The 20,333-nt window shown below is 74.0% G+C and carries 19 protein-coding genes; 10 read left to right on the forward strand and 9 right to left on the reverse strand.

The annotated features are described in order from the left end of the window. Positions 1 to 2 precede the first annotated feature (2 nt). A complete protein-coding gene (locus tag I003_RS36680) occupies positions 3 to 1,043 on the reverse strand; it encodes a protein phosphatase 2C domain-containing protein (RefSeq protein ID WP_486584086.1) in 1,041 nt (346 codons plus the stop codon). Positions 1,044 to 2,439: 1,396 nt separating this feature from the next. On the opposite strand from I003_RS36680, the gene I003_RS0104670 reads away from it, so the two are divergent. Continuing rightward, positions 2,440 to 3,444 carry a helix-turn-helix transcriptional regulator gene (locus tag I003_RS0104670; protein ID WP_027770447.1) on the forward strand — a complete coding sequence of 335 codons (1,005 nt, stop codon included), beginning with the start codon at positions 2,440 to 2,442 and terminating at the stop codon, positions 3,442 to 3,444. Positions 3,445 to 3,490: 46 nt separating this feature from the next. Here the strand turns inward: I003_RS0104670 and rsgA are convergent, their stop codons facing one another. After that, positions 3,491 to 4,609 (reverse strand): ribosome small subunit-dependent GTPase A, encoded by a 1,119-nt coding sequence (gene rsgA / locus I003_RS0104675; RefSeq protein ID WP_027770448.1) that lies wholly within the window; start codon positions 4,607 to 4,609, stop codon positions 3,491 to 3,493. A gap of 336 nt (positions 4,610 to 4,945) precedes the next feature. On the opposite strand from rsgA, the gene polX reads away from it, so the two are divergent. Further along, the gene (polX, locus tag I003_RS0104680) at positions 4,946 to 6,688 is read left to right on the forward strand and encodes a DNA polymerase/3'-5' exonuclease PolX (RefSeq protein ID WP_027770449.1); all 1,743 of its coding nucleotides are present in this window, start codon (positions 4,946 to 4,948) and stop codon (positions 6,686 to 6,688) included. 17 nt (positions 6,689 to 6,705) lie between these two features. On the opposite strand, the gene I003_RS31465 is transcribed toward polX, so the two are convergent. Then, on the reverse strand, positions 6,706 to 7,968 hold the full coding sequence (locus I003_RS31465) for a YihY/virulence factor BrkB family protein (RefSeq protein WP_486584087.1): 1,263 nt from the start codon (positions 7,966 to 7,968) through the stop codon (positions 6,706 to 6,708). Here I003_RS31465 and I003_RS0104690 point away from each other — a divergent pair. Both I003_RS0104690 and I003_RS0104695 read left to right on the forward strand, forming a co-directional pair. Next, positions 7,951 to 9,606 (forward strand): acyl-CoA dehydrogenase family protein, encoded by a 1,656-nt coding sequence (locus tag I003_RS0104690; RefSeq protein WP_037720058.1) that lies wholly within the window; start codon positions 7,951 to 7,953, stop codon positions 9,604 to 9,606. The genes I003_RS31465 and I003_RS0104690 overlap by 18 nt on opposite strands. A 339-nt stretch (positions 9,607 to 9,945) precedes the next feature. After that, positions 9,946 to 11,253 (forward strand): helix-turn-helix domain-containing protein, encoded by a 1,308-nt coding sequence (locus I003_RS0104695; protein WP_027770451.1) that lies wholly within the window; start codon positions 9,946 to 9,948, stop codon positions 11,251 to 11,253. A 206-nt stretch (positions 11,254 to 11,459) separates the two neighbouring features. Here the strand turns inward: I003_RS0104695 and I003_RS0104700 are convergent, their stop codons facing one another. From I003_RS0104700 to I003_RS0104715, 6 genes are all read right to left on the reverse strand, one after another. Next, a complete protein-coding gene (locus I003_RS0104700; protein ID WP_027770452.1) occupies positions 11,460 to 12,215 on the reverse strand; it encodes a sirohydrochlorin chelatase in 756 nt (251 codons plus the stop codon). Between the two features lie 55 nt (positions 12,216 to 12,270). Then, positions 12,271 to 12,975, reverse strand: coding sequence for a phosphoadenylyl-sulfate reductase (locus tag I003_RS0104705; RefSeq protein ID WP_027770453.1), 705 nt, complete (start codon positions 12,973 to 12,975; stop codon positions 12,271 to 12,273). Further along, positions 12,972 to 13,169, reverse strand: coding sequence for a hypothetical protein (locus tag I003_RS36685; protein ID WP_078563735.1), 198 nt, complete (start codon positions 13,167 to 13,169; stop codon positions 12,972 to 12,974). Before I003_RS36685 ends, I003_RS0104705 begins: the two co-directional genes overlap by 4 nt. Then, positions 13,166 to 14,860, reverse strand: a complete 1,695-nt coding sequence (locus tag I003_RS0104710; RefSeq protein ID WP_027770454.1) for a nitrite/sulfite reductase — start codon at positions 14,858 to 14,860, stop codon at positions 13,166 to 13,168. Before I003_RS0104710 ends, I003_RS36685 begins: the two co-directional genes overlap by 4 nt. A 168-nt stretch (positions 14,861 to 15,028) precedes the next feature. Further along, positions 15,029 to 15,112 (reverse strand): putative leader peptide, encoded by an 84-nt coding sequence (locus tag I003_RS36690; RefSeq protein ID WP_367648462.1) that lies wholly within the window; start codon positions 15,110 to 15,112, stop codon positions 15,029 to 15,031. Between the two features lie 94 nt (positions 15,113 to 15,206). After that, positions 15,207 to 15,767, reverse strand: a complete 561-nt coding sequence (locus tag I003_RS0104715; RefSeq protein ID WP_027770455.1) for a GNAT family N-acetyltransferase — start codon at positions 15,765 to 15,767, stop codon at positions 15,207 to 15,209. Positions 15,768 to 16,095: 328 nt separating this feature from the next. Between I003_RS0104715 and I003_RS0104720 the strand changes: the two genes are divergently transcribed. From I003_RS0104720 to I003_RS31470, 6 genes are all read left to right on the forward strand, one after another. Further along, positions 16,096 to 16,977 (forward strand): ABC transporter permease, encoded by an 882-nt coding sequence (locus I003_RS0104720; protein ID WP_027770456.1) that lies wholly within the window; start codon positions 16,096 to 16,098, stop codon positions 16,975 to 16,977. A gap of 92 nt (positions 16,978 to 17,069) precedes the next feature. Continuing rightward, positions 17,070 to 18,086 carry an ABC transporter substrate-binding protein gene (locus tag I003_RS0104725; protein WP_027770457.1) on the forward strand — a complete coding sequence of 339 codons (1,017 nt, stop codon included), beginning with the start codon at positions 17,070 to 17,072 and terminating at the stop codon, positions 18,084 to 18,086. 3 nt (positions 18,087 to 18,089) lie between these two features. Then, positions 18,090 to 18,899, forward strand: coding sequence for an ABC transporter ATP-binding protein (locus tag I003_RS0104730; RefSeq protein ID WP_027770458.1), 810 nt, complete (start codon positions 18,090 to 18,092; stop codon positions 18,897 to 18,899). A gap of 226 nt (positions 18,900 to 19,125) precedes the next feature. After that, entirely contained in the window at positions 19,126 to 19,212 is an 87-nt protein-coding gene (locus I003_RS36695) for a putative leader peptide (protein WP_486584094.1), read from the forward strand. Positions 19,213 to 19,308: 96 nt separating this feature from the next. Continuing rightward, positions 19,309 to 19,818 carry a cysteine dioxygenase gene (locus tag I003_RS0104735; protein ID WP_027770459.1) on the forward strand — a complete coding sequence of 170 codons (510 nt, stop codon included), beginning with the start codon at positions 19,309 to 19,311 and terminating at the stop codon, positions 19,816 to 19,818. Further along, on the forward strand, positions 19,818 to 20,213 hold the full coding sequence (locus I003_RS31470) for a rhodanese-like domain-containing protein (RefSeq protein WP_037720061.1): 396 nt from the start codon (positions 19,818 to 19,820) through the stop codon (positions 20,211 to 20,213). Before I003_RS0104735 ends, I003_RS31470 begins: the two co-directional genes overlap by 1 nt. Positions 20,214 to 20,333 lie beyond the last annotated feature (120 nt).

Consider the following 20,333-nt stretch of genomic DNA (forward strand, 5'->3'; position numbering starts at 1 on the left):
CCTCAGCTCTCCCAGAGGGCCGCGGCGCCGCGGTCGTCGGCGAAGCCCTTGGCACGCATCTGGACGTCCGCCAGGAACGCCGCGAGCCCGGGCGGCGCCTCCTCGCCGCGCCACCGCTCCCCCAACTCGGCCGCCAGCCCGGGCGCGCCGCGCAGCGGCTCGGCGAACCCCGGGCTGCACAGCAGCAGCACGTCGCCGGGCCTGCCCTCGGTCGCCCGGAAGGCGAACGGGGCGGGCTCGCCGGGGTCGGGGGTGTCCACGAGCGCGCCGAAGCCGGGCGGCGGAGGGCCGGCCGGAGCGGTGCGCCGGGGCCGGCCGCCGAGATCGACGGTGAGCCGGGGATCGGCGGGCGGGGCCTCCTCCTGCACGGACTCCCCGTCGCGGGCGGTGGGCTCCAGGTCCTGCCACTCCGCCCCGCGCAGCCGGAAGAGGCCGCCGGGGCCGGTGCCGAAGAACACCCGGGTACGGCAGCCGGGGTCGGTGGACAGCAGCAGACAGCGCAGCCCGGCGGTGTAGCCGGCGGGATCCAGCCCGAACTCCTCGGCCTGCGCGCGCATCAGGCCGTACGTCCGCCCGGTCAGCCGGTGCAACCCGCCTTTCAGCGCGGCGCGCCGCCCGGTCCGGATGTCCTCCGACAGCCGCGCCCGGCTCCTGCCGACGGCCTCGCCCATCCACCGCACGAGCGAGTCGGCGGCCCGGTCGGTACGGGGCACGCCGCGGGCCCCGGTGGCGACGGCCACGAACACGAGCGCGTCGTCGCCGCCGCCGAAGCGGGCGGTGAGCACGGCGTCGCGCCGCTGCTCCCCGCGGTACCGGGGACTGTCGCCGCGGGTGGCGGCGGTCCGCAGCGTGAACGACCCGTACCGGGCCCCGTCGAGCACGGTGTCGGGCACCAGATCCCCGAGCGCCCCGGGCGCCACCTCCGGCAACGCGGTGGGCTCGGCCTCGTAGGCGGGCGGCCCGCCGCCGACGAACTTCCCGCCGCGGCGGGCCCATTCGGCGTCCGTGAGGGTGTCGGTGACGGACACCTGCCGCAGGCGCATGGTGGAGGGCGGGGGTTCGGAGTCGGCGGGCCCGCCGGCCGCGGGTGCGCTTGCCGCGGACGCGGCGGACGCGGGAGCGCCAGACACCGGTGCGCCAGACGCGGGAGCACCGGCCGGAGGGGGCGGGTCGGTGGTCTCGGCGGGGTCCGGCGACGACGGACGGGCGGAGGGCACCGGCGCGGAAGCCGCCGGGGGCGTCGGCCGAGCCGGGACGGGAGGTACGGATCCGGGCGACACGGGCCGCGCCGGGTCCGCTTGTGCCGCGCCCTCGTCGCCGGTCCCGACCGCCTCCGCAGGGGCGGGGGGCGGCACCGGACGGGCCGGGCCGGGCGGGACGTCGGAGGCGGGCCGGACCGGCGGGGGCGGCGCGGTCTCACCGGAACGGGGCCCGGCCGCCTCCGCCGGGCCGGGCGGCGCCGGCTGCCCGGAGAAAGGCGGTGCCGGTACGGGTGACTGTGGTGATCCGGGGGCCCCTTGGACCGGCGCGGCCCCGTCGGAACCGGCCTCAGCGGCCCTCTCGGTGACGGGCGGCGCGGCGTCCGCCGACGCGGGTGACTGTGGCGGTGTGCCGGCCGGAGCGGGCTCCCCGGCATCCCCGGGCCTGGCCGGCGCGGCGTCGTCCGGCGGGCCGGCGGACGCGGTGCCCTGCGGACCGGGTTCACCCGCCGCCGGTGACTCCGCGACGGCGGGCTCCGTCCGGCCGGGTAGCGCCGCGTCACGCGTGGTGCCGTCCGTCGCTTCCCGCGGGGCGCGGACCGCCGACTCCCACCACGGGCCGGGCTCTCCCGCGGCCGTCCCGGAGGGCTCCGCCGGCTCCGTACCCTCCGGCTCCGCAACCGCGGGCTCCGCAGCCGCGGGCTCCGCCGGTTCCGGGGCCGCGGGCCGCCGCCCGGGGGCCTGTCTCCCGTCCTCCCGCAGGCCGGCGAAGACGTCGTCCGTCCAGCCGCGGCCCGCCGCCGGGGCCTCCGACCGACGCTCCGTGAAGCCCGGGACGCCCGCCACCGACGGCGCCACGGCCCCGGTTGTCCCCAAGGCCCCGGAGGCAGTCGGCGGTGGGTAGTCGGGGTCCCGCATCTGGTCGTACGGTTCCGCCGCCGACCGCCGCGACGGCCGCGCCGATCCCGCGGGAGCCGGGTCCGTCTCCTCGTCCACCGTCCGTGCCACCGACGCGAAGCGGTCGTCGAGGGTGTCTCCCGCGCGCTGCGGACCCGCGTCCGGTACTCCCTCCTCGTACAGCTCGTGCCACCACTCGTCCTCGGTGCGGCGTTCCCCCGCCGTCTCCCCCTGGCGATCCATGCTCCTATTGTTCCCCGCCGTCCCCCGCCGCAACGGCAGGACCCGCAAGATCACCGCAAGGGCCTTCCACCCGACCCACCGGTGCGGTCAGGATGTGCAGGTGCTCGGAGCCATCGGACTCGACGACGTGCAGGAGTCGGCCTACCGCGCGCTGGTCGCACTCGGCGCCGCCGATGTCCCCGAGCTGGCGCGGCGGTTGACGCTGCCCGAGCCCGAGGCGGTGCGGACGCTGCGGCGGTTGGAGCAGCACGGGCTCGCGGCGCAGTCGTCGGCGCGGCCGGGGCGCTGGGTGGCGGCCCCGCCGTCGGTCGCGCTGGGGGCGCTGCTGATCCAGCAGCGGCACGAGCTGGAGCGCGCGGAACTGGCCGCCGCGCTGCTCGCGGAGGAGTATCGCGCGGAAGCCGGCGAGCCGGCCGACGTACACGACCTGGTCGAGGTGGTGACCGGTGCGGGCGCGGTGGCGCACCGGTTCCTGCAACTGCAGCTCGGCGCCGAGGAGGAGGTCTGCGCCCTGGTCACGCGGGAGCCGCTGGCCGTGCGCAGTCAGGACAACACCGCGGAGGAGAAGGCCGCGGGCCGCGGCGTACGGTTCCGGGTGGTGCTGGAGCGCTCCCGGCTGCTGGCCCCCGGTACGGTCGCCGAGGCAGCGGCGGCGCTGCGCCGGAACGAGGAGCTGCGGGTCGCGGACGAGGTGCCCACGAAGCTGGTGATCGCGGACGGCTCGACGGCGATGGTGCCGATGTTCGCCGGGGCGGGTGAGCCCGCCGCGCTCGTGGTGCACGCGAGCGGGCTGCTGGAGTCGCTGACGGGCCTCTTCGAGAGCCTGTGGCGCCAGGCGCTGCCGCTCCGGCTGACCGCGGGCGGCGCCGCGGTCGCGGAGCAGGCACCGGACGTGCCGGACACGGTGGACCTGCAGATCCTCGGCCTGTTGCTGGCCGGCCTCACGGACGCCAGCGCCGCCAAGCAACTGGACCTGGGGCTACGGACCGTACAGCGGCGGGTCAAGCGGCTGATGGAGATCGCCGGCGTACACACGCGGCTGCAACTGGGCTGGTACGCCCACCAGCGCGGCTGGTGCACGGACGAGGCGGACGGAAGCCGCTGACGTCCCGGGGCGGGCGCCGGGCGCGCCCACTGCCGCCGGCCCCGCCTCAGCCCCTGCCCTTGCGTACTCGCGTCTCGCGGTCCGCCGCGTCCCGGCGCTTGTACTCCCGCCGTCGCTCCGCCTGCACCCGCTGATCGGTGCGCGCCGCTATGCGGGCGTTCTCGCGCCGGAGCTTGCGGTAGCTGTCCAGGCGGCGCGGGTGCAGCTCGCCGTGCTCCAGCGCCGCGACGACCGCGCAGCCCGGCTCGGCGGTGTGCGTGCAGTCGTGGAAGCGGCAGCCCGCGGCCAGTTCCTCGATCTCCGCGAAGACCTGACCGAGGCCGTCGTCGGCCTCCCAGAGGCCGACGCCGCGCAGGCCGGGAGTGTCGATGAGGACGCCGCCGCCGGGCAGCGGCAGCAGGTCGCGGGAGACGGTGGTGTGCCGGCCCTTTCCGTCCGCGTCGCGTACCGCGTGGACCCGCTGCGCGTCCGCGCCGAGCAGGGCGTTGGCGAGCGTGGACTTCCCGGCGCCGGAGGCGCCGAGCAGCACGGAAGTGCCCGCGGACAGCGCCGCGGCCAGCCGGGGGACGCCGGCGCCGGTGGCGGCGCTGACCGCGAGGACGGGGGTGCCCGGCGCGACCTCCTCCGTGTCGGTGACGAGGTGGCCGAGGACGACGGGGTCCTCGACCAGGTCGGCCTTGGTGAGCGCGACCAGCGGCTGTGCACCGCTGGACCAGGCGAGGGACAACAGCCGCTCCAGCCGTGCCGGTTCGATGTCCGCGGCGCGCGTCGCCGCCAGCGAGACGGCGATCACGGCGTGGTCGACGTTGGCGGCGACGACCTGGCCCTCGGAGCGTTTGGACGACGCCGAGCGCAGGAAGGCGGTGCGGCGCGGCAGCAGGGCGCGTACGGCGAACCGCTCGCCCGGTTCGAGCGCCGCCCAGTCGCCGGTGCAGGGCAGCCGGGTGAGGTCGGCGGTGCGGCCCGCGGCACGGTCGGGGGCGGCGAGGGCGGCGGTGGTGGCGCGGACGGGGCCGGCGTCGGTGAGGGCGATGCAGGAGCCGCGGTCCACCCGGGCGATACGGCCGGGGATCAGTCCTTCGCACTCGTACGGCGCGAAGGCGTCGGCGGCGGCCTCATCCCAGCCGTAGGCGAGCAGGCGACGAGGTGCGGGGAGGTGTGTCAACAGAGTGACCCTTCAGAAAGGAGCGGGCGTACGGCGGTCCTGCGGGGACTGTGCCCCTGACGGCTTCGGTCATGGCCCTCACCTCCCTGGTCGATACCGGTCACGTGGTGCGCTGAAAGCGTATGCAGGCGCGCACGTATCCCGCCAGGGAATTTCCCCGCCGCCGGGACACCCGCCGCGCTCGGACGGCGGGGAGCGGCGATCGGCGGCATGCTTGTCGGCACGGGGGCGTCGCCGGGTGCCGGCTCCGCCTCCGTACCCCTGACCTCCCTCGACCTCCCCTTGCCCCCTTGCCCCCTTGCCCGCCTTCCCCCAGACCCCGCGACATGGACCGAGGTGACCGACGTGGCGTCCAACGAGGAGATCGCCGCGCTCCTGCAGGAGTACGCCGACCTGCTGTCCATCACCGGCGGCGACGCCTTCAAAGCGCGCGCCTACGAGCGCGCCGCCCGCGCGATCGCCGGCCACTCCGCCGACGTGGCCGGGCTCGACACCAAGGACCTGAAGGCCATCCCCGGGGTGGGCGCCTCCATCGCCGGCAAGGTCGTCGAGTACCTGCGTACGGGCCGGGTGGCGGCCATCGACGAGGCGCGCGCCCGGATCCCGGCCGGGGTCCGCGAGCTGATCGCGATCCCCGCCCTGGGTCCCAAGCGCGCGCTGCTCCTGTACCAGGAGCTCGGCGTGTCGTCCGTCGACGAGCTGGCCGCGGCCATCGCCGAGCACCGGCTGCGCGATCTGAAGGGCTTCGGGCCGAAGAGCGAGGAGAAGCTGCTCCACGGCATCGACCTGCTGCGCTCGTCCACCGGCCGGATCCCCGTCGACACGGCGCTGGCGCTCGCCGACGACATCGTCGCGCGGCTCTCCGCGGCGACGGGCTGCGAGCGCTGCGCGTACGCGGGCTCGCTGCGCCGGCGCCGCGGGACCGTCGGCGACCTCGACGTGCTCGCCGCCGCGAGCGACTCCGCGCCGCTGATGGCGGCGTTCACCGGGCTGCCGCTCGTCGCCGAGGTCATCGGCACCGGCGAGACGAAGACGAGCATCCGCACCACCAACGGCGTCCAGGTCGACCTGCGGGTCGTACCGCCGGGAGCGTGGGGCGCGGCGCTGCAGTACTTCACCGGGTCCAAGCAGCACAACATCCGCCTTCGTGAGATCGCCGTGCGCAAGAAGCTGAAGCTGTCGGAGTACGGCCTCTTCCACGCCCGCAGCGACCGCCGCATCCGGGTCACCACCGAGGAGGACGTGTACGCCCGCCTCGGCCTGCCCTGGATCCCGCCGCCGCTGCGCGAGGACCGCGGCGAGATCGAGGCCGCGACCGCCGGCGAGCTGCCGGAACTCCTCGCGGAGGACGACCTGCGCGGCGACCTGCACACCCACACCGACCTCACCGACGGCATCGACACGCTGGAGGCGATGGTGGAAGCCGCCCGGGAGCGCGGCTACGCCTACTACGCGATCACCGACCACGCGCCCGAGCTGCGCATGCAGCGCATGACGAAGGAGAAGATGCTCGCCCAGCGCGCGAGGGTGGCGGAGCTGGACGCACGCTACCGGCGTGGCAGGGGCGGGATGCGGCTGCTGCACGGCACGGAGCTGAACATCGCTCCGGACGGCTCGGTCGACTGGCCGGGCGGCTTTCTGGAGACGTTCGACCTGTGCGTGGCCTCGGTGCACTCGCACTTCACCCAGTCGAGGGACGAGATGACCCGCCGTTTCCTCGCGGCGGTGGAGAACCCGCACGTGCAGGTCATCGGGCACCCCACCACCCGTAAGGCGGGCAGACGGCCGGCGGTCGACGCCGACTGGGACGCGGTCTTCGCGGCCTGCGCCCGTACGGGGACGGCGCTGGAGGTCAACGCGCACCCGAACCGGCTCGACCTGCCGGACGAGCTGATCCTGCGGGCGCGGACCCACGGCGTGAAGTTCGCCGTGGACAGCGACGCGCACTCGGTGCCGGACCTGGCGAACATGCGCTACGGGGTGGGTATCGCGCAGCGCGGCTGGCTGACGAAGGAGGACGTGATCAACACGTGGCCGCTGGCGCGGCTGCGCCGCTTCCTGCGCGCGAAGTCTTCGTGAGGCGACAGCGGGACCGCTCACCTCACCCCGTGCCGCTTGCCCTCCTCGTGCGCCGCCGACTTCCCCGGCTCGGCCCGCTCCACCCACGGGTGCTGCCCCGGCCGGCCCGGGTCCTTCGCCCGGGCCCGGCGCTCCTCCTCCTGCGCCTCCTCCTCTTCCTCGGCGTGCTCCGGCTCCGGCTCGCGCGCCCGCTCCTCCGCCGAGGCGTCCCCGTCGAGCCCGCGAAGGCGCGCCTGCCGCTCCGCCGAGGCCGCCGCGACCACCCTGGCCGCCGCCTCCTCCCGGGCACGGGCCGTCTCGGCGCGGCCGGTGGCGGTGGCGACGGACGGCCAGACGCGGTCGAACGCGGCGTTGACCGCCGCGCCGACCAGCACCGCGAACGCCGACACGCCGAACCACAGCAGTACCGCGACGGGCGCGGCCAGCGACCCGTAGATCGTCGGGCCCTCCACCGCGTTCAGCAGGTAGAGCCGCAGCAGCACGCTGCCCAGCAGCCACATGCCGAGCGCCACCAGCGCCCCGGGCAGGTCCTCCCGCCACGGCGAACGCACGGGGACGGCCGCGTGGTAGAGCGTCGTCAGAAAGGCGACCGACAGCACGACGACGACCGGCCAGTACAGCACCCGTAGGGCCGTCTCGCTCCACGGCAGCATCTTCACCACCGCGTCCGGCCCCGCCACCGTCAGCGGCAGCGCGACCACGCCGATGACCAGCGCCACGAGGTACAGCCCGAAGGCGAGCAGCCGGGTCTTGACGATGCCGCGATGGCCTTCGAGCCCGTACATGATGGTGATGGTGTCGATGAAGACGTTCACGGCGCGCGAGCCCGACCACAGCGCGAGGGCGAAGCCGAACGAGATGAGGTCCGGGCGCCCGCCCCGGGTGACGTCGTCGAGCAGCGGGCGGACGATCTGGTCGACGCCCTTGGCGGTCAGGACCGTGTCGGAGGCGTCGATGATGTTGTGCCGGATGGTCTCCACGTCGATGAGCCACTGGTCGAAGTAGCCCAGCAGGCCCAGCAGGCCGAGGAGCAGCGGCGGCAGCGACAGCAGGCTGAAGAACGCGGCCTCGGCGGCGAGACCGATCACGCGGTACTGCATGCAGGTGTTGACGGTGTCCTTCAGCAGCAGCCACGCCACGCGGCGCTTGGGCAGGTTCTGGTACAGGGCGCGGGCGCGGCGCAGCCGGGCGCGGGGGCCACCGCTTCCGTCCTGTTCCGCACCCGTTTCCCGTTCTGCTCCCACCTGCCTACCGTAGCTGTCATGGCAGCAGGTACTCATACGGTGACGAATCAGGCACCTCCCCTGGTGGGCTACGACGTCTACGCCGCGGACGCGGCCCTTACCGAGGCCGTGGAGCGGCACGTCGCGCCCGAGCGGCACACCGAGGTGCGCGCGGAGCTGACCGCCCTCGGCCGCGCGGCAGGCTCCGCCGAGGTGCAGCGGTGGGGCGCCGAGGCGAACGCATCGCCTCCGGTGCTGCACACCCACGACCGCTACGGCCACCGCCTCGACGAGGTCGTCTTCCACCCCGCCTGGCACCGGCTGCTGGAGCGCGGCGTCGCCGCCGGGCTGACCGACGCATGGGGCCGGCCGGACGGGCACGTACGGCGGGCCGCCGGCTTTCTGGTGTGGACCCAGGCCGAGGCGGGGCACGGCTGTCCGCTGTCGATGACGCACGCCGCGGTCCCTGCGCTGCGCGCGCAGCCGGAGCTGGCGGCGGCGTGGGAGCCGCTGCTGACCTCGCGGGTGTACGAACCGGGCCCGGCGCCCGCCGCCGCGAAGGCGGGCGCGCTCGCCGGGATGGGCATGACGGAGAAGCAGGGCGGCTCGGACGTACGGGCCACCACCACCCGCGCGGAGCCGGCCGGGGACGGCATGTACGCGCTGACGGGCCACAAGTGGTTCTGCTCGGCGCCGATGTCGGACGCCTTCCTGGTGCTCGCCCAGGTACCGGCCGGCACCGGGCAGAGCAGGCCGACCTGCTTCCTGCTGCCGCGCGTGCTGCCGGACGGCAGCCGCAACACCTTCCTCCTCCAGCGGCTGAAGGACAAGCTCGGCAACCGCTCGAACGCCTCCGCGGAGGTCGAGTTCGACGGTACGACGCTCGCCTGGCGGGTCGGCGAGGAGGGCCGGGGCATCCCGGCGATCATCGAGATGGTCGCCGCCACCCGGGTCGACTGCGCCACGGCCGCCGCGGCCGTGATGCGCCGGGCGGTGGCGGAGGCCGTGCACCACTGCACGTACCGCACGGCGTTCGGCAAGGTGCTCACCGACCAGCCGCTGATGCGCAACGTGCTGGCGGACCTGGCGCTGGAGTCGGAGGCGGCGACGGCGCTGGCGCTGCGGCTGGCGGCGGCGTACGACGCGGACACGGACGAGGAGCGCGCCTTCGTGCGGCTGGCGGTGCCGGCGGCGAAGTACTGGGTGACGAAGCGGTGCACGCCGGTCGTGACGGAGGCACTGGAGTGCCTGGGCGGCAACGGGTACGTGGAGGAGTCGGGGATGCCGCGGCTGTTGCGCGAGGCGCCGCTGAACTCGATCTGGGAGGGCTCCGGCAACGTACAGGCGCTCGACCTGCTGCGCGCGCTGGGACGGGAGCCGGGTGCCCTCGACGCGGTGCTCACCGAGATCGGCCGGGCGCGCGGCGCGGACCACCGGCTGGACCGGGCGGTGAAGGACCTGCTGACGGAGCTGGCGGACCTGGAGGGCGTCGAGACGCGGGCACGCCGGCTGGCGGAACGGCTGGCGCTGGTGCTGCAGGGGACGCTGCTCGTACGGCACGCACCCGCCGCGGTCGCGGACGCCTTCTGCGCCTCGCGGCTGGGCGGCGAGTGGGGTGCCGCGCCGGGGACACTGCCGCACGGGCTGGATCTGCGTGCGGTGGTGGACCGGGCCCGGCCGGAGCCGAACGCCTAGCGGGTGCGGGACGCGACAGCGGAAGGCCCCCTCGCGCAGGGTGGAGAGGCGGCCTTCCGCGGTGCAGGGCGTCGGAAAGCGGTGCCGCGCCGACTCGGCACCCCCTCCGCTTGTCAACCCCGGTCCACTCAACTCCCCGCGCACACGCGGACGCAAAGGTTGCACACCGTTGCAGCTTGCTGCTGCGGCGCGCTCGGTTTGGTCCAAGAGGTGGGCGCGGGGCGGCGACGCGGGCACCATTGACCCCGGACCGGCTGAACGAACATGCCAGCAGGGAGTGTTGTGCCGGAAAGTGCGGATGCGGGCGGCGGCGGGCGGGGACACCGGCAAGCGGGCCGGATGCGCGGCCCACGGACCGGCTGGGGCCGTGCGCGGACCGGCCCCGGCGCAGTCACGGGCGGTCGTACCGGTGGGGAGCGTACCGGCAGGCGGGCCGCCGAGGCGTACGCCGTCCCCCTGCCCGGGCTGCCGCTGCCCGTTGACGGGCAGCGCGCGGTGATCATCGACTCGTGGCGCCGCGCGGAGGAGCGCGGCCTGGACCGCGAGGGCGGCCGGCCGCGGCGGCTGGGCGTCGCGGAGCTGGAGTGGCGGCGGCGTACGGCGGGGGTCGGCGTCCTGCGCGACGTGCTGCGCGAGGGGCTGATCCCGGCCGAGGACACCGTGCCCGAGCACGTCGTCGTGGTCACCGACGCCGACGGTGTGGTGCTGTGGCGCGACGGGGAGCGCGCGATGCTCAACGCGGTGAGCCGCATCGGGCTGGCGGAGGGCGCGAGTTGGAGCGAGGACTCCGTGGGCACCAACGGCATCGGCACGGCGCTGGCCACCGGCCACCCCGTGGGCGTCTACGGCGACGAGCACTTCCTGCGCCACTGCCGTACGTGGAGCTGCGCCGCCGCACCGCTGACCGACCCGCGCGACGGGCGGGTGCTGGGCGTGGTCAACGTCACCGGCCCGGCGCGCACGATGCCGACGATCTCGCTGGCGTTCGTCACCGCCGTCGGCCGGGTCGCGGAGGGCGAGCTGCGGGACCGCCACTGGACGGCGCTGGGACGGCTGCGGGCGGTCGCGGCGCCCGTCCTCGCCGGTATCGGCGGCCGGGCGCTGGCCGTGGACGAGCACGGCTGGGCGGCGGCAGCCACCGGCATGGTGCCGCCGGAGCGGGTGGCGCTGCCGGAGCCACCGGCGGCCGGCGCGTACGTGCTGCCGGGTCTCGGGCGGTGTGCGCTGGAGCCGCTGCCGGGCGGCGGGTGGCTGGTACGGGTCGAGCCGGAGGGCTCGGCGCCGGCGCCGACGCGGGTCGTGCTGGACCTGACCCGGCCGGCGTCGCCGAGCCTGGCGGTGCTGGGCGGCACGGGGCGGTGGTCGCAGCAGGTGAGCCCGCGACACGCGGAGTTGCTCTATCTGCTGGCGGTGCACCGCGACGGGTTCAGCTCCACGGCACTGGCCGACGCGCTCTTCGGCGACCCGGGGCGCACGGTGACCGTCCGGGCGGAGGTGTCCCGGCTGCGCCGGAAGGTCGGCGGGCTGCTCGCGCACCGGCCGTATCGTTTCTCCGACGACATCGACGTCCAGCTCCTGCTTCCCGCCCGCCCCGCGGACCTGCTGCCCCGGTCCACGGCCCCGGCGGTCCTGGCCGCCCGCCACTGAGCGGGGCCCGCGACCGGTGACACCGTACGCCGCGGTGGGCCCCGACCCGCCCCCGCCCCGCGAGCCGGTCAGCCTCCGCAACGGGCACCGGGTCTCCGGCCGACGGCGGCCGGGCACCGACGGCACCCGTCCCGGCCCCACGCGGCCGTGGCCGTCCGCCCGTGGTGATCGCCGAGTGGCCGGGAGTTCCGGCGGGCCCGGGCGTCCTACGCGGACAGCGGCAGCGGCTGGGCCGCGCACGCCTCGTCGTACCGGCGCGCCAGCAACTCCGCCAGCTCCGGCGCCGCACCCAGCACCGGGGCGAGCACGTCCGCCCGTGCCTCGGTGGCGCCGTGCACGATGCGGTCGGGCAGGAATCCCGGCGCGATGACGTACGGCGCGACCGCCACCCGCTCGGCGCCCGCCGCGCGCAGTGCGCGCACGGCGTCGGCCGTGCGGGGAAGCGCCGCGGAGGCGAACGCGGGCCGAACAGCGCACCATCCAGCGGTACGCCGCCACTCCCGCGCGGTCTCGGCGACACTCGCGATCGCCTCCGGGTCGGAGGAGCCCGCCGCGGCCAGCACGACGCCCGTGCGGGCCCGCTCGGCGGGCGAATACCGCCGGACCTGCGCCATCCGGCGGTCCAGCGCCGCCGTCAGCAGCGCATCCGGGCCCAGGACGCCGCCCTGGGTCACGCGCAGCCGCGGCAGCGCGGAGCGCACCTCATCCAGGACGGCGGGGATGTCGGACTTGGCGTGGAAGGCGCGGGCCAGCAGCAGCGGCAGCGCGACGACATCCCGTACCCCCTGGTCGTACAGCCTCCGCAGCGCCCCCGGCACACGCGAAGCGCAGTGGTCCAGATAGCAGGTCTCCACCCGCGCGTACGGCCGCACGGCCGCCACCCGCGCCGCGAGCGCGGCGACGGTGGCGGCGTGCCGCGGGTCGCGGCTGCCGTGGGCGACGATCAGCAGTACGGGATACATGACTCGTAACGCTAGGACGGTCCGGTCGGGGATCGGTCAGGTCGCGCCGGAGGGCTCAGACGTTGATGCCGCACTCGGTCTTGGCGAAGCCCGCCCAGCGGCCCGCGCGGGCGTCCTCGCCGGGGGCGACCCGGCGGGTGCACGGCGCGCACCCGATGGAGGGGTAGCCGTCGGTCAGCAGCGGGTTCGTCAGCACGCCGTGCTCGGCGACGTAGCTCTGCACGTCCGCCTCGGTCCAGCGGGCGATCGGCGAGACCTTCACCTTGCGCCGCTTGGCGTCCCAGCCGACGACGGGGGTGCCCGCGCGCGTCGGCGACTCGTCGCGGCGCAGCCCGGTGGCCCAGGAGTCGTACGCGGCGAGGCCGTCCTCCAGCGGCTGCATCTTGCGCAGCGCGCAGCACAGGTCGGGGTTGCGCTCGTACAGCCGCGGGCCGTACTCGGCGTCCTGCTCCGCGACCGTCAGCCGGGGGGTGAGCGAGACGACGTTCACGTCCATCACGGCGGCCACCGCGTCGCGGGTGCCGAGGGTCTCGGGGAAGTGGTAGCCGGTGTCGAGGAACAGGACGTCCACGCCCGGCATGACGCGGGACGCCAGATGCGCGACGACCATGTCCTGCATGGACGAGGTGACACAGAAGCGCTTGCCGAAGGTGTCCGCCGCCCAGCGCAGGATCTCCAGCGCCGGGGCGTCCTCCAGTTCACGGCCGGCCCGCTCGGCAAGCGCCGCGGTATCCGTATCCGCCTCTTCGATGACCGTCATCGGTTGTGGTTCCCTCCATCGCTGTCGGGACGCAGGCCGTCGGCCAGCAGCCCGAGGAACGAGAGTGTGAAAGCGCGGTTGCAGGACCTGCACTCCCACGCTGTGCCTCCTCCGCGGGAGGCCCCCTCCTCCGAGGGGCGCAGGTCCTCGTCTCCGCAGTACGGGCAGTAGAACGGCGCCGCCCGCCCGCTCACTTGAGGTCCTCCTCGCCGGCGCGTGCCACCCACTGGGCGAACCGCTCGCCCTCTTCGCGCCCGGCCGTGTAGCGGGTGAGCACGCGCTCGACGTACGCGGGGAGCTGCGCGGCGGTGACCTTCAGGCCGCGCACCTTGCGGCCGAAGCCCGGGTCCAGGCCGAGGCTGCCGCCGAGGTGGACCTGGTAGCCCTCGACCTGCTCGCCGTTGTCGTCGGTGACGAGCTGCCCCTTGAGACCGATGTCCGCCACCTGGATACGCGCACAGGAGTTGGGGCAGCCGTTGAGGTTGATGGTGATCGGCTCGTCGAAGTCGGGCAGCCGCCGCTCCAGCTCGTCGACGAGCGCCGCGCCGCGGGCCTTCGTCTCGACGATCGCCAGTTTGCAGAACTCGATGCCGGTGCAGGCCATCGTGCCGCGCCGGAACGCCGACGGCGTGACCTGGAGGTCCAGCGCCTCCAGCGCCTCGCGCAACGGGGCGACCCGGTCCTCCTCGACGTCGAGGATCAGCATCTTCTGTTCGACCGTGGTACGGAGCCGGTCGGAGCCGTGCTGCGCCGCCAGTTCGGCGATCTTCGTCAGCGTGCCGCCGTCGACGCGGCCGACGCGGGCGGCGAAGCCCAGGTAGTAGCGGCCGTCGTGCTGCCGGTGCACCCCGATGTGGTCGCGCCAGCGCTCGGCGGGCACCTCGGGGCCGGGGCCGTCGGCGAGCGTACGCAGCAGGTACTCGTCCTGGAGCACCTGGCGGAACTTCTCCGGGCCCCAGTCCGCGAGCAGGTACTTCAGCCGGGCCCGGTTGCGCAGCCGGCGGTAGCCGTAGTCGCGGAAGATGCCGACGACGCCCTCGAAGACGTCCGGCACCTCCTCCAGCGACACCCAGGCGCCGATCCGCACCCCCAGCTTGGGGTTGGTCGACAGACCGCCGCCGACCCAGACGTCGAACCCCGGGCCCAGCTCCGGATGTTCGACGCCGACGAAGGCGACGTCATTGATCTCGTGCACGATGTCGAGCTGCGGGGAGCCGGAGACCGCGCCCTTGAACTTCCGGGGGAGGTTCGAGTACGCGGGGTTGCCCACGATGCGCCGCTGAATCTCCTCCAGCGCCGGGGTGCCGTCGATGATCTCGTCCGCGGCGATGCCGGCGACCGGGGAGCCGAGGACGACGCGCGGGACGTCGCCGCACGCCTCGGTGGTGGACAGCCCCACGGACTCCAGCCTGCGCCAGATCTCCGGGACGTCCTCGATCCGGATCCAGTGCAACTGGATGTTCTGCCGGTCGGTGAGGTCCGCCGTGCCGCGGGCGAACTCCTGCGAGATCTCGCCGATCGTCCGCAACTGGGTGACCGTCAGCCGCCCGCCGTCGACGCGGACGCGGAGCATGAAGTACTCGTCGTCCAGCTCGTGCGGCTCCAGGACCGCCGTCTTGCCGCCGTCGATCCCGGGCTTGCGCTGGGTGTACAGCCCCCACCACCGCATCCGGCCGCGCAGGTCGGCGGGGTCGATGGAATCGAAGCCGCGCTTGGAGTAGATCGTCTCAATGCGTGTCCGCACATTGAGACCGTCGTCGTCCTTCTTGACTTGCTCGTTGGAGTTGAGCGGCGTGAAGTGGCCGGCGGCCCACTGGCCTTCGCCGCGGTGGCGGCCGGCCTTGCGGCGACCGGCCGCGGCGGGGCGCGAGGAGGAGTTAGCCATGACAGGAGTGTCCTTAGGGCAGGCGAAGGGGCCGGCCGTGGGCGCGCACGACCCTGATTGACCTGCGCAAACGGTTCTTCGGCAGGGCGGCGCTGCAGGGGCGCGCGCGGGCGTCCGCGACAGTGGGGACGGCTGGGCGGCGGCGGGAGGTCGGCGGTGCTGTGACTTTCAGCCCGCCGGACAGATGGCGCTGGACATGCGGCCGAGATCGACGTGACGCCGACTCACCAGGGCGACTCCAGCTCGATCCATGGAGAGAGCGTGGCATGGGGTGCCGTGGATCGTCCACAGTGATCCGCCATACGGACACTACCGTCTTGTTATATGGACAATGAGGGTGACGGGGCTACTTTCCCGCCCCGCCGGCGGCGACGTCCCCCGTCTGCACGTCGAAGATCCGGAAGCCGCGGCGCCGGTAGTTGTCCAGGGCGTACGGGCCGTCATCGCTGCAGGTGTGCACCCACACCCGGCGCGTGCGTGCCCGCCCGGGCCACCTCCCGGCCAGGTCCCAGGCGCGCGCGGTGCCGACGGAGAGCAGGTGCCCGCCGATGCGCCGGCCGCGGAACGCCGGCAGCAGCCCGAAGTAGGTGATCTCCACCACGCCGTCCGGCTGCCCCTCCAGTTCCAGATACCCGGCGGGCGTCCCGCTCTCGTACGCCACCCACGTCTCGGTCCCCGGCTGCTCGACGAAGGCGCGCCAGCGCTCCTCGTCCCACACCAGCCGGTCCGTCCACGACACGTCGGCCCCGACGGCGCCGTAGAGATAACGGCTGAACCCCGGCGACGGGATCCGGGCGCGCACCACGGTCAGCTCCCCGGCCGCGACGGCCGCCGGCACGGCCGCCGGACGGAGATCGTCTTCGGCGGTCTGCTCCAGTGACCAGGTGGTCAGGGCGGTGCTCTCCACAGGGGAATCAGACCATGGCGCACGGTGCCTTGCGGACCCGGGTGCGGTGCAGGAATCTGCCTCACGACCCCTTGCCCGCGGGCGGGCGCCGCCCGTAGCTTATGGCAAGCGCTTTCTGTGGCCTTGGCCACTGTCGCAGCACCGCACCAGGCACCACTCGGCACCACCTGGCACCACCTCACCGCACGACCGCAGGACGACCTTCGGAACAGGCCGCCACGGTCACCGCCCGGACGCCACCCGGGCGGGGGGCCGGGAGCCGTTCCGCCGTCCGCAAGAACTGCCCCGGCGACGGCCACGTGTTCAACCTCGATTGGATGCATCTCGAGTGACAACGGCACAGGACGACCTCAAGGCGCCCGCCGCCGTCCCGACCGCCCCCGAGCGGACGGGACGGCGCGGAGTGCGCCTCGGCAACCAGCTCGCCGCCTTCGGCTCCGCCGTGTGGCGGCCCCTCATCGTGCTCGCCGTGATCGGCCTCGTCTGGTGGTTCGTCACCGCGCGGGAGATGGTCGAGCGCTACCTCGTCCCCACCCCCGGCTCGGTCTTCGAGGTCATGTGGGAAGACCGCTCGATGCTGGCGGAGCACACCTATGTGACGCTGTACGAGACGGTCATCGGCTTCCTGCTGGCGGCCCTCATCGGCATCGCCGCCGCGGTGCTCATCGTCTACTCCAGGACCGCCGAGCGCTCGCTCTACCCGATCATCCTCTTCGCCCAGGTCATCCCGAAGATCGCCATCGCGCCGATCCTCATCGTGTGGTTCGGCACCGGGCTGTCGCCGAAGATCATCCTGGCGGTGCTGATCGCCTTCTTCCCCGTCGTCGTCTCCGGCGTCGCCGGGCTGCGCGACACCGACCCCGAACTGCTGGACCTCTCCGCGACGATGGGCGCCAGCCGGTGGAACGTCTTCGTCAAGGTCCGCTTCCCCGGCGCGCTGCCGCAGCTCATGGCCGGGCTGAAGGTCGCGGTGACCCTGGCGGTGGTCGGCGCCGTCGTCGGCGAGTTCGTCGGCGCCAGCGAAGGGCTCGGCTACATCCTGCTGCTCGCCAGCGGCAACCTGAACTCCGCGCTGCTCTTCGCGGACCTGATCCTCATGTCGGCGATCGGCGTGGTGCTGTTCGTCGTCATCGAGGTCGCCGAGTCCCTGCTCATCCCGTGGCACGCCAGCCGCCGCGAGGGCTCCAGCGTGACGATGGCGACGACCTGAGCGGGCCCGTGCACCGCCGTTTCCGTTCCGTTCGCGTCACTGACGCCGCAGCCCGTATCCCGCAGAACCGGACCACCCAGGAAGGCAACGACATGAAACGCACCGCGGCGACACTCACCCTGCTGAGCGCGCTGCTCGCCACGGCCGCCTGCGCTCCCGACACGTCCGACGACGACGGCGGCGACTCGGGCGGCGAGGGCAACGGCAAGAAGGTCACGCTGACCCTCAACTGGGTGCCGTACGGGGAGCACGCCGCCTTCTACTACGGCGTGGAGAAGGGCTTCTACGCCGACGAGGGCATCGACCTGGAGATCAAGCCCGGCAACGGCTCCGGCGCCACCATCCAGCAGGTCGCGCAGAACAAGACCGACTTCGGCTGGGCCGACACCCCGCCGCTGATGGCCGGCATCGGCGAGGGCATGGAGGTCAAGAGCCTCGGCGTGTACCTCCAGAAGGGCCCGTCCTCCGTGCAGTTCGTCTCCGACGAGAACATCAAGGAGCCGGCCGACCTGGAGGGCAAGACCGTGGCGGGCACGCCGGGCGACGCCATGTACGCCACCTTCCCCGGCTGGCTCGAAGCCAACGACGTGGATGTGTCGAAGGTCAAGGTCGTCAACGTCCAGCCGGCGGACAAGATCTCCCAGCTCGCCGCCGGCAAGGTCGACGCCATCATGGGCTTCTTCCACGACCAGGGCCCGACGATCGAGAACACGACCGGCGAGACGGTCGACTACATCCTCTTCTCCGACTTCGGCATGAACGTCCTGGGCACCGGCATCGTCGCCTCCGACAAGCTGCTGGCCGAGGACCCCGAGCTGGCGAAGGCGTTCGTCCGGGCCACCACCAGGTCCTGGCAGGAGGTCGAGGCCAACCAGGACGAGGCCGTGAAGATCATGTCCGAGGCCGCGACCGAGCCGCCGCCGGACAACGTGCTCGCCAACCAGCTCAAGGACACGCTGCCGCTGCTGAAGGGCGACGGCGGCGGGATCGGCGTCAACTCCGAGGAGTCGTGGCAGGAGACTATCGACCTGCTGTCGGACGGCGGGATGCTGAAGGAGGCCAAGAAGCCCGCCGACTACTGGGACGCGTCGTACGCCGCTAAGGGGTGAGCAGTGCCGCAGCTCGAAAAGAAGAAGGCCGCCGCGAGCGACGCGGCGGCGTCGGCAAGCATCGACATCCGTGAGGTGACGTGCACGTTCACGACGAAGCGCCGTCGCACCACGGCGGTCGACGGGGTCTCGATGCGGATCGAGCCCGGTGAGTTCGTCTCCATCCTCGGCCCGTCGGGCTGCGGCAAGTCGACCCTGCTGAAGATGATCGCCGGTCTCGTGCTGCCGACGACGGGCCAGGTCAGCCTGCTCGGCCGGGAGGTGAAGGGCCCGCAGCGCAACATCGGGTTCGCCTTCCAGCGGGCCGCGCTGCTGCAGTGGCGCGGGGCGCGGAAGAACATCCTGCTGCAGGCCGAGATGCGCGGCATGGACAAGCAGACCGCGGCCCGCCGGGCGGACGAGCTCATCGAGCTGACCGGCCTCAAGGGCTTCGAGGACGCCCTGCCGCACGAGCTGTCCGGCGGCATGCAGCAGCGCGTGGCGCTGTGCCGCGCGCTGCTGCACGAGCCGCCGGTGCTGCTGCTCGACGAGCCGTTCGGCGCGCTGGACGCGCTGACGCGGGAGCATCTGAACGTCGAGCTGAACCGCATCTGGCGGGAGACGGGCACGACCATCGTGCTGGTCACCCACTCCATCTCGGAGGCCGTCTACCTCGGCACCCGGGTGGAGGTGATGAGCGCCCGTCCGGGCCGGATCGTCGAGACGATGCCGGTGGAGCTGCCGCCGGCCCGCGACTACGGAAAGGTCATGTCGGCCCCGGAGTTCGAAACCCTGGCGGCCCGCATCCGCGGCCTCCTGGGGGGCGCGCACTAGCCCGCGGCGCCGGTACCTCCGCCGCCCGGGGCACCGCGCGATGCGCGGCGCCCCGGGCGCGGTGTTTCCCTGCCGATGGTTCGCAGTATGGCGAGCGCCGGCTGGCGCTGGAAAAACCCGCGGGCAGATGTAACAAACGCTTCATATTGTTTCGGAATTACGTCGGCAACTCCCAATCGGGGCACGGGGTTTGCGTGCACGGCGGCATCTCTGCGATCGTGCGGGCATGCCCACCGACCAGCGCTTCTTCACCCGCCACCACGTGGACCTGGTGCGCGTGGCGAGCGCGCTGTGTCCCCGCGGCCGTCCGTAGACGGCCGCACCCGGGTGTACGCCGCGGGTGCTTTCGCGGACGGGCCTTTCCGCCCGTCGTTCCCCCGCCGTACGCATCCCCCGGAACGAGGTCCCGATGTCCACCCCGCCGACGCTGACCCCCGCCCCGCCCGCCGCACCCGAAGCACCCGGCGCCCTGACGCCCGCCGGGCTCGGCGCGCTCGTCCGCGGCCTCGCCGCCCGGCCCGGCCGCTGGCGCTCCGCCGTCCGCTTCGACGCCGCGGACCGCTTCCACACCCGGCTCCGGGTCGGCGACGGCTACGAGGTCTGGTTGCTGACCTGGCTGCCCGGGCAGGGCACCGAGATCCACGACCACGGCGGCAGCGCGGGCGCGTTCACGGTCGTCGAAGGGGTGCTCACCGAACGTGCCTTCCCTGCGCCCGCGGGCGCGCCGCAGGTGCGGGAGCTGGCCGTGGGCGGGCTGCGCTCGTTCGGCCCGCGGTACGTGCACGAGGTGTCCAACGCCGGGACGGCACCGGCCGTCAGCATCCACGCCTACGCACCCGCGCTGTCGGCCATGTCCTACTACGCCGAGCTGCCCGGCGGTGGCCTGCGCCCGCTGCGTACCGACCCGGTGGCCGGCTGATGGCCGCCCCCGGGACCCCCGGTATCGACGCCGCGCTCGCCGCCGTACGCGCGACGCTGGACCGCCTCACCCCCCGGCAGGCGTACGCCGCCCTCGCCGAAGGGGCCGTGCTGGTGGACACCCGGCCGGAGTTCCAGCGGCGCGCCTCCGGCACCGTGCCCGGGGCGCTTCTGGTGGAGCGCAACCATCTGGAGTGGCGCTGCGATCCGGCCAGCGGCGCCTCCGTGGCCGAGGCCACCGGCACGGAGGTGCACTGGATCGTCATGTGTGACGAGGGATACGCCTCGTCGCTTGCCGCCGCCTCCCTCAAGTCGCTCGGGCTGGCCCGTGCGACCGATCTGATCGGCGGCTTCCAGGCGTGGCGCGCGGCCGGACTGCCGGTCACGCTCCCGTAACGCCTCACCTGCACAAAGGCGTGCAAAGGCGCACGAACATCCTGACCGTATGCCGGGGCTTTCGTCCACGTCCCAAGAACCCCCTTGACCGGGCTGCCCCGATGGGCTTATCCCTACTAA

The sequence above is a fragment of the Streptomyces sp. CNQ329 genome, from assembly GCF_000482585.1.